This window comes from Neobacillus sp. OS1-32 (assembly GCF_030915425.1).
Lineage (GTDB): Bacteria > Bacillota > Bacilli > Bacillales > Cytobacillaceae > Neobacillus > Neobacillus paridis.
The window spans coordinates 1,348,113-1,362,827 of record NZ_CP133263.1 but is presented as its reverse complement, the minus strand read 5'-3'; the positions used below and the strand labels follow the sequence as shown (position 1 = coordinate 1,362,827).

14 protein-coding genes, 1 pseudogene and 1 riboswitch are annotated in these 14,715 nt (G+C 41.8%); all 15 genes and pseudogenes read left to right on the top strand.

Annotation, left to right across the window (positions count from 1 at the left end):
- Positions 1 to 140 precede the first annotated feature (140 nt).
- Positions 141 to 1,673, top strand: coding sequence for a carboxypeptidase M32 (locus RCG24_RS06990; RefSeq protein WP_308078722.1), 1,533 nt, complete (start codon positions 141 to 143; stop codon positions 1,671 to 1,673).
- Between the two features lie 269 nt (positions 1,674 to 1,942).
- Complete coding sequence (locus RCG24_RS06985; protein WP_308078721.1) at positions 1,943 to 2,728, top strand: TerC family protein; 786 nt, start codon at positions 1,943 to 1,945, stop codon at positions 2,726 to 2,728.
- Positions 2,729 to 3,002: 274 nt separating this feature from the next.
- A complete protein-coding gene (locus tag RCG24_RS06980; protein ID WP_308078720.1) occupies positions 3,003 to 3,683 on the top strand; it encodes a phosphatase PAP2 family protein in 681 nt (226 codons plus the stop codon).
- Between the two features lie 7 nt (positions 3,684 to 3,690).
- Complete coding sequence (gene pssA, locus RCG24_RS06975; protein ID WP_308078719.1) at positions 3,691 to 4,392, top strand: CDP-diacylglycerol--serine O-phosphatidyltransferase; 702 nt, start codon at positions 3,691 to 3,693, stop codon at positions 4,390 to 4,392.
- 46 nt (positions 4,393 to 4,438) lie between these two features.
- A complete protein-coding gene (locus RCG24_RS06970; RefSeq protein WP_202654113.1) occupies positions 4,439 to 4,741 on the top strand; it encodes an iron-sulfur cluster assembly accessory protein in 303 nt (100 codons plus the stop codon).
- Positions 4,742 to 4,836: 95 nt separating this feature from the next.
- A pseudogene (locus RCG24_RS06965) lies at positions 4,837 to 5,151 on the top strand (ATP-binding cassette domain-containing protein); the annotation flags it as partial.
- A 134-nt stretch (positions 5,152 to 5,285) separates the two neighbouring features.
- Positions 5,286 to 6,032, top strand: a complete 747-nt coding sequence (locus RCG24_RS06960) for a Cof-type HAD-IIB family hydrolase (RefSeq protein ID WP_308078718.1) — start codon at positions 5,286 to 5,288, stop codon at positions 6,030 to 6,032.
- Between the two features lie 318 nt (positions 6,033 to 6,350).
- A complete protein-coding gene (locus tag RCG24_RS06955; RefSeq protein ID WP_308078717.1) occupies positions 6,351 to 7,196 on the top strand; it encodes an oxidoreductase in 846 nt (281 codons plus the stop codon).
- A 71-nt stretch (positions 7,197 to 7,267) separates the two neighbouring features.
- The gene (locus RCG24_RS06950) at positions 7,268 to 8,482 is read left to right on the top strand and encodes a CapA family protein (protein WP_308078716.1); all 1,215 of its coding nucleotides are present in this window, start codon (positions 7,268 to 7,270) and stop codon (positions 8,480 to 8,482) included.
- Positions 8,483 to 8,723: 241 nt separating this feature from the next.
- The gene (locus tag RCG24_RS06945; RefSeq protein WP_202654116.1) at positions 8,724 to 9,188 is read left to right on the top strand and encodes a GyrI-like domain-containing protein; all 465 of its coding nucleotides are present in this window, start codon (positions 8,724 to 8,726) and stop codon (positions 9,186 to 9,188) included.
- Positions 9,189 to 9,329: 141 nt separating this feature from the next.
- A riboswitch (cobalamin riboswitch) is annotated at positions 9,330 to 9,524 on the top strand.
- 186 nt (positions 9,525 to 9,710) lie between these two features.
- Positions 9,711 to 10,676, top strand: coding sequence for an ABC transporter substrate-binding protein (locus RCG24_RS06940; RefSeq protein WP_202654117.1), 966 nt, complete (start codon positions 9,711 to 9,713; stop codon positions 10,674 to 10,676).
- The gene (locus RCG24_RS06935) at positions 10,642 to 11,715 is read left to right on the top strand and encodes a FecCD family ABC transporter permease (protein WP_308078715.1); all 1,074 of its coding nucleotides are present in this window, start codon (positions 10,642 to 10,644) and stop codon (positions 11,713 to 11,715) included. Before RCG24_RS06940 ends, RCG24_RS06935 begins: the two co-directional genes overlap by 35 nt.
- Positions 11,708 to 13,189, top strand: a complete 1,482-nt coding sequence (locus tag RCG24_RS06930) for an adenosylcobinamide amidohydrolase (RefSeq protein WP_202654345.1) — start codon at positions 11,708 to 11,710, stop codon at positions 13,187 to 13,189. The genes RCG24_RS06935 and RCG24_RS06930 overlap by 8 nt, the downstream gene beginning before the upstream one ends.
- Positions 13,171 to 14,130 (top strand): adenosylcobinamide-phosphate synthase CbiB, encoded by a 960-nt coding sequence (cbiB, locus tag RCG24_RS06925; protein ID WP_308078714.1) that lies wholly within the window; start codon positions 13,171 to 13,173, stop codon positions 14,128 to 14,130. The genes RCG24_RS06930 and cbiB overlap by 19 nt, the downstream gene beginning before the upstream one ends.
- Entirely contained in the window at positions 14,111 to 14,698 is a 588-nt protein-coding gene (locus RCG24_RS06920; protein WP_202654120.1) for a bifunctional adenosylcobinamide kinase/adenosylcobinamide-phosphate guanylyltransferase, read from the top strand. Before cbiB ends, RCG24_RS06920 begins: the two co-directional genes overlap by 20 nt.
- Positions 14,699 to 14,715 lie beyond the last annotated feature (17 nt).

Genomic DNA, 14,715 nt, shown 5'->3' with positions numbered 1-14,715 from the left:
TAATTTTTCCAAACCAAGAAGGATTTTATGCAAAAGTCCGCGGTTCAATTGCTTTCAAAATCTTTCCCCTTTTTTGAGTATTTATTTTATAATGAATACGGATGATCAATTGCATCCTACCATCATTAGGGGGTCTAAGAATGGAACAGAAAAAGGTGAAACAACCCTTAGAGAAAACATTGGAGCAATTCAAAGCGCTCGACGAAAAAATCACTCATTATTACAGTGTCATTGGTTTGGCTGATTGGGACCAAAAGGTGATGGCACCGAAAAAAGGCCGGCGTGTGTTTGCCAGAGCTGCCGGAACTTTACGAACCGAAGTATTTAAGCTCTCGGTGTCTCCTGAAATGGGCGAGCTTTTAGCGGTTCTTTCTTCTCCGGAGTATGTCGAGGAATTAGATCAAATAACGATAGCAAAGGTCCGCGAGTATAAAAGTTACTACGAGAAAGCGAAGAGCATCCCTGCTGATTTGTATCAGGAATATTCGATGCTAACCGGGCAGGCAAATGATGCTTGGGAAGATGCAAGAGAGGCCAATGAGTTTGCTAAATTCCAGCCATATTTAGAAAAGATTGTTGACTACAAGCGGAAATTTGCGGAAATTTATGGTTATGAGGATCATCCGTATGATGCTTTATTGGATGAATTTGAGCCGGGATTAACGGTGAAAATTCTCGACCCGCTGTTTGCAAAGTTAAGAAAAACCAGTGTTGATTTATTAAACCGAATCCAGAAAAATGGTAAGCGGCCTAATGATCACTTTTTATCGCAGCCGTTTTCTGTTGCTAAGCAGAAGGAATTTAACCGCTATATTCTGCCGATTATTGGTTTTGATATGATGGCTGGAAGGCTTGATGAAACCATTCATCCATTTGAGCAAACGATTAATATTGGGGATGTTCGCTTAACCACCAAGTATATCGAAGATAATGTCTGCTCGGCGATTTTTAGTACGATTCACGAAGCGGGTCATGGGATGTATGAACAGCATATCAATCCGGATTTTGAGGAATCTGTTTTACAAAGCGGTGCCTCCTTTGGAATTCATGAGTCACAATCTCGATTTCTAGAAAATATGGTTGGCCGCAGCAAAGAATTCTGGAGCTATTTTTATCCAACATTGCAGAAATTTTTCCCGGAACAATTAGAAAATGTTTCGTTGGATGAATTCTATCGGGCCGTCAATACGGTGGAGCCGTCGTTAATTCGGGTCGAAGCGGATGAATTAACCTATAATTTACATATCATGCTTCGTTATGAAATTGAAAAGGCCTTAATTGCTGGAGAAATTGAGGTAAAAGATCTTCCGGGTATTTGGAATCAGAAAATGCATGATTATTTAGGTGTTACTCCGGCAACGGATCTTGAGGGAGTGCTCCAGGATGTCCATTGGTCCTATGGCGATATTGGTTATTTTCCATCTTATTCGTTAGGAAATCTTTATGCCGCCCAAATTCTAAGAACGATTCAAAAACAGCTGCCTGATTTTCCAAAACTGATAGAAAGCGGCCGGTTTGATGTGATCCAAGGCTGGTTAAAGGAAAATGTCCATCAGTATGGGAAGCTCTATACGCCGAATGATTTAATTGTCAAGGTAACCGGTGAAGAGTTAAACGCAGACTATCTGGTAGAATATCTTGAGGAAAAATATGCTGAGATATATGAACTATAAAGAAATTAAACTATTGACAAAATAATGGATAAATAATATATTGGTAGTAATAAAATATTTCCTTAAAAGGGGAGTAGCTGCTACAATAAAGTCGTCATTCTCGAGAAGTCCATTTCTCCGGCTTTATTGGCAACATTACGTTGTTAGCAAGACCTTTACTGTTGATGGTAAAGGTCTTTTCTATGTTTAATTGGGGCCTTTACTGTAATGGTAAAGGCCTTTTTACATGGAGTATTTTAGAAAAAATCGAAATGGAGGAGGATGTTTTGATGGAATTATCGCTTGTTTTGGAGTACGGCACTGTTTTATTGATTTTGATCGCCTTGGAAGGTCTATTGGCTGCCGATAATGCGCTGGTGCTGGCGATCATGGTAAAACCGCTCCCGCAGACACAGCGGAAAAAGGCGTTATTCTACGGTTTGGCAGGGGCTTTTGTGTTTCGCTTTGTATCGTTGTTTGTCATTTCATTTCTCGTTGATGTCTGGCAGGTACAGGCAATCGGTGCCGTTTATTTACTTTTCATGGCGGGAAATCATATTTTTCGAAAGTTAGTAAAAGGGAAGGCTGAGGAAGACACTCCAAACGAAAAAGCCGCTGGAAAAAGCGGATTTTGGCTGACGGTTTTAAAGGTGGAGGTTGCTGATATTGCGTTTGCCGTCGATTCGATTTTGGCCGCGGTTGCGCTGGCAGTTGTGCTGCCAAACACAGCACTGCCTAACATTGGCGGCCTTGATGGCGGCAAATTTCTGGTTATTTTTGCCGGCGGCATCATTGGCTTGGTGCTGATGCGATTTGCCGCGAACATATTTGTGAAGCTGCTAGAAAAAAAGCCTGGTCTGGAAATTGCTGCCTTTACAATTGTTGGCTGGGTTGGGGTAAAACTGGCGGTTTATACACTATCACATCCTCAACTGGCGGTTCTTAGTGAGGAGTTTGCTCACTCGACGGAGTGGAAAATAAGCTTTTATCTTGTGTTACTGGGGATTGCTGCGGCTGGCTGGCTGTTTTCTAAAGACGGAACAGATAAAAAAACATCCAAAGCTTCCTCGTCTTAACAAGGTCAGGCAGGATTCAATCTTTTAGAAAAAGGATCCCTGATTCCTGGATCACTCCCGTTTTAATGATTTTTATTATGAAGAAAAAGGCCTCAGGAAAAAATACTTATTTAAAAGGCGCAGAACTTCTTAATTAAATAAAACATGTGTTATGATTGGAAAAGTGGAAATAATAGTGAAAGGGCTGTGTAACTTGGAGCAGCCTTTTCATTTGTTTAGGGCATGAAATGACAGAGTAAAATCATTTCGATTTACTATTTGAGGTGTATATTATATGAAGTTGAGACTATATCTTACCATTGCCTTTGTCCTCAGCGTGCTTTGCATAATTGGCTTTGCCATGGTGTCGCTATTCGTTAAGGACCATCAAATTATCGGTTTTGACCGAACAATTATTTCGGCAGTTCAGGGACTGGAGTCACCAGGATTAACGAAGGTGATGAAATTATTTACCTTTATCGGCTCCACGGAATTTGTTATCATTCTCAGTTTACTTCTCGTCTTTTTCTTATATAAGGTCCTGCAGCATCGCCTAGAAGTGGTTCTGTTTATTGTGGTTTTAATGGGGTCTGGGATTATTAATCAGCTGCTGAAACAATTTTTCCACCGGGTCCGGCCCGATTTTCATCGTCTGATTGAAATTAGCGGCTACAGCTTTCCGAGCGGTCATGGGATGAATGCATTTACCGTTTATGTGATGATTTCATTCTTGCTTTGGCGTCACATTTCTAGCAGACTAGGGAGGGGTGTTTTAATTTTCTTCAGTATTATGATGATCCTGGCGATCGGAATAAGCCGTATCTATTTGGGGGTCCATTACCCCAGTGACGTGATCGGCGGTTATTTGGCAAGTGGAGTATGGGTATCAATGGCGATATTCTTTTTCCAATTTTACAAAGAAAAGCGGTATAATAGAAAGAACAAGCTGGTGGAAACTAGCAGGGACAACCGTTAAAACAGGAGTGATACATATTATTAAGAACAGTATTCCGAATTTATTTACCCTTTTTAATTTGTTTTTTGGTTTTTTGTCCGTCATGTATTCGGCGGTGGGGGACTATAAAAATGCGGCGATTCTCATTTTAATTGGGATGATGCTTGATAGTATGGATGGGCGAGTTGCCAGGATGCTGCAGGTGCAAAGCGATCTCGGGAAGGAATTGGATTCCCTGGCAGATATCGTTACCTTTGGGGTTGCCCCGGCAATGATGGCGTATTATGCCTATTTTTCAGCGTTCGGTGTTTTCGGGATGGCGATTGCCGGTCTTTTTCCGTTATTTGGTGCCTATCGTTTAGCAAGGTTCAATATAAACGCGGTTAAATCATCGCTAAAGTATTTTTCCGGAGTGCCCATTACTGCTGGCGGCGGGATCTTAACCTTTTTAACGTTATTTCACGGGAAGATGCCAAGCATTATTCTTCCGATCGCTTTCTTTGTGATTTGTTTTTTAATGGTAAGTACCATTAAAATACCAAGCTTAAAAGAAGTACCGCTGCCGAAATATGGAATCATTATTACCCTATTTTTAGGCTATGCAATCTACATTGTTTTCAAAAGAGAACAACATCGGTTTCCCTATTTTATATATGTTGCCATTCCGCTGTACATACTATTTATTGGCTACCAGTTGGTCAGATCCAAACGCAAAAGCAGTGTAAAATGAAAAATGGGGTCTGACACATACAAGTTGACGAAAAGGATGATGTAAAATGAAAGTTAAGATTAACCGGAATGCGGCTAAAGCATTAAAGAAAATGTTAGAACAAGACGATGCCCAGGGCAAGATGTTTCGCGTTTATGTGACAAATGTACATGGAGACCATGCCCATTATGATATGAGGCTGGACACCCCGACAGATAAGGATGAGGTCGTTGAAACCGATAAGGATATCTCGTTTATTCTTGAAAAAGGAAATGAGTACCTGGATGGAATATGGATTCAGTATTTTCAAGTGCCAGAGGAGGAGTGGGTGATAACGAATCCGTCAAAAGGCAGCCACCATCATCATTAAAGAGCGAAGCACTTAGGCGCAACTGGCCTAGGTGTTTTTTTGGCCAGGAAAGTATAAAAACTCCCTATCAGGCATAAGTGTAACTACGCCTCTGTCTTCGCCTTAAAGGCGGGCAAAAACAACGAATTGCCATAGCCCGGATGTTTCTAAAAAATCCGCCGATTTTAATCCTAAATGAAGCGACATCTGCTCTCGATACGGAAACGGAAATGGTCATTCAGGAGGCCTTAAATGAACTGGCGCAAAATCGAACAACCTTGATTATTGCCCACCGGTTAGCAACAATTCGCAACGCCGATCGGATCATTGTCGTAACAGAGGATGGAATTGTTGAAGAGGGGCGACACGATGAATTAATCGAGCGGGATGGCGTATTCGCCAAACTGCATGCCGTTCAGTTTCAAAATTAATCGTTTTAAAACTCTATGAATCTTCATAGAGTTTTTTTACTATAAAAATGTTATGTAAACTTATGGATTGAAACCTTTGATTGGAAGGAGCTAAAAATGTTACCCTAATAAAAGTAGAGAAAGGAGAGAGTACTATGAATGTAAATAATGGAGAAATAAAACTCATTGCATTAGATATGGACGGAACACTTTTAAATAACATTCACCAAATCTCGGCGGCAAACCGCCTTGCAATCAAAGTAGCCCAAGAAAATGGTGTAAAAGTAGTTCTTAGCACCGGGCGGTCTTACCAGACTTGTCATGAATATGCCGATTCACTCGGACTCAATTCCTATTTGGTCACCGTAAATGGAAGTGAAATTTGGGATGAACAACGCAAGCTGATAAAAAGGTTAGTGGTAAAAACAGAACTAATTGAATGGATGTGGCGGCTTAGCCAGCAATACCAAACCACCTTTTGGGCGATTAACACGGAGCGCACTTGGCATAATGAAATGCCGGAAGACTTATATTCATTTGAATGGATGAAGTTTGGCTTTATTATCAATGACCAGGTAATTAGGGAGAAGATCTTTCACGAACTTCAATCCAACGGAGAATTGGAAGTAAGTAACTCTGCACCAAATAATATCGAAGTAAATGACAAGGGGGTTAATAAGGCAAAGGGGCTGGAAATGGTCTGTGACCGCTTGGGAATTACCATGAATCATGTCATGGCCGTTGGTGATAGTTTGAATGATTTAGCGATGATTAAAGAAGCCGGCATTGGCGTGGCGATGGGTAACGCCCAGGAAGCAGTCAAGCAGCATGCAGATTGGGTTACTGCTGACAATGAAGAGGATGGCGTGGCAAAGGCCATTCGTAAATGGGTATTAAAGTAAATAATATCTTTATTGGGCGATATTCCTTTATATTTGGAATATTGTCCTTTTTAAGATGTATGTAATAATGGCTTTAAGTCAGATAACTGCGAAAAAAGATTGATTTACAGCTGCCACTGGGAGTGAAATAACCTTGGAAACTAGAAAAGTCCGCTTATTTTATGAAAGCGGACTTAAAATTTTTGTAAAGAAATATGCATATTGTCTCTGCTGAATTTTTTCGTAAATATATTTGCAGATATCGAAGGGATATCTGCAATTTTATCAATATATCTGCCTTTTGTCTGATATATTGATAAATATAGGAGGGATCTATAAATGAATCAACCAATTGCGATCGTGACCGGTTCTTCAAGCGGGTTCGGGCTTTTAACTGTTCTGGAGCTGGCCCGGTCGGGTTTTCAGGTGATTGCGACAATGCGAAATCTCGAAAAAGGCAGCGATTTATTAAAACAGGCTAAAAACCAAAATCTCGAGGCGAACATTTCCATTCACGAGCTAGATGTGACATCCGAGACTTCGATTGAAAAATTAAGCACTTTTCTCAAAACGTTAGGCAGGGTGGATGTCCTTGTTAATAATGCGGGATATGCAGCTGGCGGTTTTGTCGAGGAGCTTCCCTTAGAGGAATACCGCAGGCAATTTGAGACAAATGTATTTGGCGTTATTGCTGTGACAAAAACCGTTCTTCCCTACATGAGAAGGCAAGGCAGTGGGAAGATTATTAATATGAGCAGTATTAGCGGCATCGTGGCATTTCCGGGGTTGTCTCCCTATTGTGCCTCAAAGCATGCGCTTGAGGGCTGGAGCGAAAGCCTACGTTTGGAAATGAAACCTTTTGGTGTTGATGTTATTTTGATAGAGCCAGGGTCATACAAAACAAGTATTTGGTCAACCGGCAGGCAGGTGACGCCTTCTCAGGAAGAATCCCCGTATTTCATACTAATGAAAAAACTGGAAGACTATATTTTAGCAGGGGAAGAGGGATTTGGCGATCCAAGGGAAGTAGCACAAAAAGTTGCGGAGATTTCTACAATGAAGGAGCCGAACTTTCGGTTTCCAATCGGGAAAGGAGTTAAACTGACGATTCGCTTAAAAAATTTAATCCCTTGGAAAAAATGGGAATCCCAAGTGATGAAAAATGTTAACAAAACAAAAAACTAGCAGCTTCAAGACTTTGCGCAAGCTCGCCGCATTCCCGACTAAACTGAATCATAGAAACAAGGTAGGAAGTTATGATTAATAAACATAAAGTTATTAGTTTCATCATTTTTTTTGCTTGGATTTATCAAGCCATTTTCACCCAAACAGTTAGAGCAGAGGAAAATGTTCAAATCAGACCTAGTTCTTTTTTTCATTATTTTATTGAAACTAAGTTATTTGGGAAGTATTTCAAACCAGTATCGATCAATCCAGACAGTAGCTATCAGATTTGTCTTGCCTTGGAAAATGCTGCCAGAGAGAGTCATCAAATTGTACCGGAGGTTGACCCGAAAACTATCGCAGTGAGTAATGAACCGATTAAGCTGTCGTTTGCTGGTGATGTTATGTTTGATTGGTCGGTGAAACAAACTGTGCGCCAAAAAGGGCCTGACTATCCGTTTGTCAACATTAAGCCAGAGCTAGCTTCCAGTGATGTAAATGTCGTGAATCTGGAAACGTCGATCACCACCGGAGGCAATAAGCAAGACAAACAATATACGTTTCGGTCTGATCCGCAAGCTTTGTCCGGTTTAAAAAATGCCGGATTCCAGCTGGTCAGCTTGGCCAACAATCATTCGTTGGACTTTGGGCAATCCGGATTTGCCGATACCATCGCCAATTTAAAAAAATACAGACTTGATTATGTCGGCGGTGGATTAAACAAGCAGGAAGCATACTCCGCAAGAACCTACATGATTAAAGGAAAAACGGTCAAAATTCTGGCGTTTTCCCGGGTTCTTCCCGAAGGTTCATGGGTCGCAACAGCTATAAAACCAGGGTTAGCAAGTGGCTATGACATTCACCTGATGGAAGAAACGATTCAAAACGAAAAAGCGGCCGCTGACCTACTATTTGTCTTTATTCATTGGGGAATTGAACGGAATCGTTCGCCGGAACCGTTCCAACGAGACTGGGCAAGGAACATGATTGACGCTGGAGCTGACGGAGTCATTGGCAGCCACCCCCATGTGCTCCAGGGGTTTGAATATTATAAAGGAAAGCCGATAGCCTATTCGTTAGGCAACTTCCTTTTTCCAAACTATGTTAGAGGAAACGCAGCGCAAACGGGTATTTTGCACTTAAATATCGAAAATGAGAAAATTGGCATGTCTTTTGTCCCGTTTCGAATTTACCAGGATCGAATCGTGCCGCAAACAGCTGCTGAAAAAAACTATGTTTGGCGGGAGCTGCAAGGTCTGTCGTTTGGTAGGCTGCAAATTCAAAATGGCTCAATTATCGGCTATTGACAGTAATATGTACCGCTTACAGAGGATCACTTCATCCTCTGTTTTTTGTCGAAAAAAGATATAGGAAAATAATGTAAGAGGGCGTTGAAACAAAGTTAAACATTTATTTCCAAAACTATTTTAATTAAACGGAGTATGGAAAAAGTTTTTTTAAAATAGGGAAATTTTAAAATGTTTGCAGGAATTTATGGGATATTCAGAGAATAATAGGAATAAGATTTTTATAAAGGAGGAGGTTAAAATGGAATTTAGAATAGTAGAAAAAGAAGAGTTAAAAGTAGTCGGTATTTCATGGAATGGCACTTATTCGCAAGCCAAAATCATCCCACGCCTTTTCGATATAATGGAGAAGCGTCTTGAGGAAGTGCCTTTTCAGACAAAAGATCCGGTACTGATAGCCCCATTTCATAGCAGGGAATCGGAATTTACCTATTATGTAACCACACCTGTGGAAGAGGTTAAAGAAGTCCCAGAAGGTATGGTTGGATTTTCAATTCCACGAAAATATTATGTTCGCACCACCCATCTGGGAGGGCCGGAAGAGGTTGAAAATACATACCTGCGTCTGTTCAATTGGATGGAGGAATATGGTTATGAACAGGATCACCAGGCATTAAGTCTTGAAATCTTCCCAAAACAGCAAAATGCCGCAGGAAACCTCCAGTTTGAAATCTATCTACCGATTAAGATGTATAAAAATAACTGACATGGAGTTTGATATAAAATAGACAGTGAATAAATGAATCGAAAAGATTGTGTCGAAATTTAGAAACTTAACGTGAATAAGAAAAAAAAGTCGAAAAAACATATACAAACAAGCAGACTTTTTCTATAATGACGTTGACAAGGAAATATTCGAAAAATAGGTGTTAAAAAAATCTTTCAAAAAGATTTTGCTTAAAAGGGAAGTTTGGTGAAAAACCAACGCGGTCCCGCCACTGTAAATGGGAGCTGCCTATATCATGTCACTGTCAATTTGATGGGAAGACATAGGAAGCGATGACCATAAGCCAGGAGACCTGCCTATTTTCTTACGCCAATAAACCTACGAGGATAGGGAGGTGTGGAAGACTGGAATGCTTTTACTGATTTTTGGTAAATGAATCTAATCATACCAACATCCTCCACAGATAGGAGGATGTTTTTTTGTGGAGATGCAAACGCAGTCTTGATTAGGGTGTAAGGTACGAATAGCGCTTGTCACAATTACTAGAAGGTGGGTACAGACATGAAAAAACTATATTCATTAATACTTGCATTCATATTGATTATAGGAGTTCTTGTGGGGTGTTCCGGAAACAAAGAACAAAGCAAAGAAGACAATAAAGCGAATAATGATCAAAAAACAGAGCAGGTCTCCTTTCCGGTGACCGTAAAAGATGGTTTAAAAAATGATGTTATTATCAAGAAAAAGCCGAAAAAAATTGTCTCTTTAATCCCAAGCAACACGGAAATCTCCTATGCTTTAGGGCTAGGAGATAAGATTGTCGGAGTTTCTGATTTTGATAATTATCCAAAAGAAGTGACGAAAAAAGAGAAAATCGGCGGTCAAGAAATTAACGTCGAGAAAATTATTTCTCTAAAGCCTGATTTGGTGCTGGCACATGCATCAACAGCCCTCAATTTTAAAGATGGTATTCAACAATTGAAAGATGCCGGGATTGCCGTTTTAGTTGTCAATGATGCGCAGAACTTCGAACAAGTTTTTGATTCCATCACCATGATTGGTAAAGCAACCGGTGAAGTCACGAAAGCAGACAAACTGGTGACTAGTATGAAAGATAAGCTGGCAAAGATCAAAGAAAAGGCAGCGGGAATCAAAGAGAAGAAAAAAGTATTAGTTGAAGTTGCGCCCGCTCCAGAAATTTATTCACCAGGCAACAAAACGTTCATGAATGAAATGTTAAAAGCGATTAACGCGGAAAACATTATAAGTGATCAAGACGGCTGGGTGAAGATTGATCAGGAAGCCATGATTAAACGTAATCCGGATGTCATTCTGACAACATATGGTTACTATGTAAAAAATCCGGTTCAGCAAGTGTTAGCGAGTAAGGGTTGGGAAAATGTCACAGCTGTGAAAACTAAACAAGTATACGATGTTGATTCAGACCGAGTAACCCGTACAGGACCAAGAATTATTGAAGGAGTAGAGGATCTTGCCAAGGCTGTCTATCCGGAAGTTTTTAAATAATAAAATAACAGCCTATTTACTCGCCGGCATCTTCTTATTGCTTGCCATTTTATTAGGAATTGCCATTGGAACTGTCTCTGTTCCAATCCCGATTATTATAAAAATCATCACCGGTAATTTATTTGGCACGCTCAGAGCGGAACATATCGATCCGATGTATTCAAGCATTGTCATGAATATCCGTTTGCCGAGAGTCATCTTATCGGGTCTTGTTGGCGCCTCCCTTGCGATTGCAGGGGCGGCCTTTCAAGGGCTGCTCCGAAACCCGTTGGCAGACCCGTATACACTAGGCGTTTCGTCCGGGGCATCGGTAGGGGCCGTCATCACCTTATTTTTCAACCTTACCATTCCTTTTGTTGGTGCTTTTACTTTGCCGTTATTCAGTATTGTATTTTCCTTTATTACGATTTTTTGTGTTCTGATGTTTGCTCGTAAAATTGAACGCTCGATGCGGGTAGAAACGATCATTCTGACCGGCATCATTTTTAGCTCGTTTTTAGGTGCCATGATATCGTTGATGATTGCTTTAACGGGCGATGAACTGAGGCAAATTATCGGCTGGCTACTTGGCAGCGTCTCGATGCGCGGCTGGGTATATATTAAAATTATCCTGCCATTTTTTATCATTGGCTCGATCATCCTTATCTTCAATGCCAAGGAACTTAACGCCATGTCTTTTGGCGAAGAACGGGCCCACCATCTTGGAGTGAACGTTCAAAAACGAAAGCTAATTGTCCTTTCGGCCGGTTCGATTTTAACTGGGGCGGCAGTTGCGGTGTCAGGCACCATCGGTTTTGTCGGCTTGGTGATTCCACATTTGACGAGGCTTATTTGGGGACCGGACCATAAACATTTGCTGCCATTATCGATTTTTATCGGCAGCGGCTTTTTAATCTTGGCTGATCTGGTTTCGCGGATAATTATCTCCCCAACTGAATTGCCGATTGGCGTCATTACTTCATTAATTGGTGCACCGGTGTTTGCTGTTATTTTACTGCAGAGAAAAAGAATCGAAAGAAGTGGTAAAAATGATGCTTAGCGTACAACATGTATCAGGCGGTTATTCAGGGAAAGCAGTATTAAAAGATATTACATTCGGAGTAGAAAAAGGGGAACTGTTCGGAATCCTCGGTCCAAATGGCAGCGGTAAAACAACCCTGCTGAAAATGCTTAGCGGAATTCTGCCGTTTCAAGCAGGAGAGATTTTGATTGATGACAAACGGCTCAAAGAATACAGTCCAAAACAGTTGGCGCAAAAGGTCGCTGTTCTTTCACAGCATTCTTCGCAATCCTTCTCCTATACGGTAAAGGAAACCGTCTCGCTTGGACGATATGCTCACCAACGAGGCTTGTTTCAGACATGGTCGGACGAGGATGAAGCGGTTGTTCAAAGAGTGATGCAGCATATCGGCGTCTCCACGTTACAAAACAAAAACATCCAAGAACTATCCGGCGGTGAAAAACAAAGGGTGTTTCTCGCCCAGGCATTGGCCCAGGAACCGGAAATCTTATTGTTAGATGAACCCACGAACCACCTGGATTTATCCTACCAAAAGGAATTATTCGACCTGCTCAAACAATGGACAACCGAGAATCATTTAACGGTAATATCGATTTTCCATGATTTAAACCTTGCTGGTCTTTATTGTGACCGCTTGCTTTTGCTCGAAAAAGGCGTTATCAAAGTCAATCGCGAACCTAATGAGGTATTAAGAGAAGAAACCATTCGCGCTGTCTATCGAACAAATATTCATAAATTCCCTCATCCAAAGGTGGCCGCCCCACAAATGGCGCTGCTGCCAGAACGGCAAAAATCAGCACAACTGGTTGTCATTCAAGAAGGTATGTTACAGCAAGCTGATGAATTAATCTTCTTGAAGTCCCCTGTGCCGTTAAGAACGATGTCCTCAGGTGTGATTGGTTCGGGAACTGGCTGGTATCAGGCTTTTGTTAACCGTCATGTTGATAAAGATTATAACTGCAGTGATTTTCGCCAAGATATGGCCGATTTCCTACGGAAAAACGGATTTGAACCATCTGAAACAGTTGGAATGATGACTGCCGTAACGCTTGAAGATGTCGAATATCAAGTTTTCGAAACTGATGGCTTTTCTCTCTTTGCCGTCGTGACCGCCGGTGTTGGAAATGCCGTTGATGCCTCCAAAAGCGAGCTGCACACATTTGAAATCGTGCCCGGGACGATTAATACATGGGTTTTTGTCAATGGTGACCTGAGCGAGGAAGCGTTTATTCAAAGTATTATGACGGCAACCGAAGCGAAAGTGAAGGCACTGCATGATTTACAGGTAGTCGATGAAGTGACGGGAACGATTGCAACCGGCACATCCACCGACAGCATTCTTGTGGCAGCAACGCAAACCGGCATGGCACTAGATTTTGCCGGAACGATCACCCCTTTAGGGAAAATGATTAGTAAAGCAGTTTATCAGTGTACAATAAAAGCCATTCAAAAATCGCAAAAGAGGAAAAAAGCATGTTCGGCTATCATTTAATTTCGATTACGATTGCTTATGTTATTGACAAGCTGATTGGTGACCCTCCAAATTGGCCGCATCCGGTCCGCTGGATGGGGACATTGATTGCATTTTTGGAGAAACGATGGAATCGGGGCCGTGCGAAAAAAAGCAAAGGTGTAGCCATGCTTGGTAGCGTTTTATTGATAAGTTTTACCATTACTTTATCTGTGGTTTTGGCCGCTTATACAATCCATCCGCTTGTCGGGATGATCGTCGAAGCCGTCATCATTGCCACCACTATTGCCGAAAAAAGCTTAAAGGAGGCCTCAATTGAGGTGTATCAGCCGTTAACAGCAGGCGACCTCACGGAAGCTCGGAAAAAGCTCTCCTATATTGTCGGCCGGGATACAGACAACCTGAACGAAGCGGAAATTGCCAGGGGAGCGATCGAAACGGTTGCGGAAAATACAAGTGATGGTGTCACAGCCCCGTTATTTTGGGCGTTGATTGGCGGTGCCCCGCTGGCGATGGTTTACCGGGCGGCTAATACATGTGATTCCATGGTGGGATATATGAATGAGCGCTATAAAGAGTTCGGTTGGGCGTCAGCGAAATGGGATGATCTTCTCAATTGGATTCCCAGCCGGTTAACTGGAATGATCATGCTGCTGGGCAACCGTCCCGAGAGCATGAGTTACAAGAAAGCGTGGTCGATTTTATTTCGTGATGCCAAAAGACACCCAAGTCCCAACAGCGGCTGGCTGGAGGCGGCTGTTGCCGTCATCTTAGGTATTCAGCTCGGCGGAAAGAATTATTATAAGGGTTACGCGTCAGATCGGGCAAAAATGGGGGAACCACTATCCCCGATTAAGGCCGATCATATTTTAAAGGTAAATGCGATACTGGCTAAAACCGCTCTGTTATTCATCCTAGTATTATGGCTTGGAGGTGGCAGCATTGAATTTTTTATTTCCTGATACTTCTCTAATATTCATCACTGGCGGAGTAAGGAGCGGCAAAAGCAGCTTTGCCGAAAGACTTGCCGAAAAAGTGGCAGTAGAAACAGGCGGGCAGCTTACCTATCTTGCCACTGGCATCGCTACCGATCCCGAAATGGCAGCCAGGATTACCAAGCATCAACGAGATCGCGAAACAGCGGAACTTCCATGGAAAACGCTGGAGCAAGCTATCCATATTGGGGACGTTGCTTCGTCAGTAAACGATCATGATATTATCCTGTTGGATTGTGTAACGACCCTCTTGAATAATGAATTATTTTATAAAAACCAAGCCTGGGATGCTGCTTTTTTAGCAACGGTAAAAGATAGGATTGTCAGCGGGATCTGCGCGATAAAAAACCGGGCAAAAGCGATGATTGTCGTCAGCAATGAAGTATTATACGAACCGTATTCTGCGAACGAACTTGTTTTTACATATGGGCACTTGCTGGGGCAAATTCACCAACAATTAGTTCAGCTTGCTGATCAGGCCTATTTAATTGAGGCAGGGGTACCGCTGATTATGAAATCAGCGGTACGACAATGAATCGATCAATGCTTTAC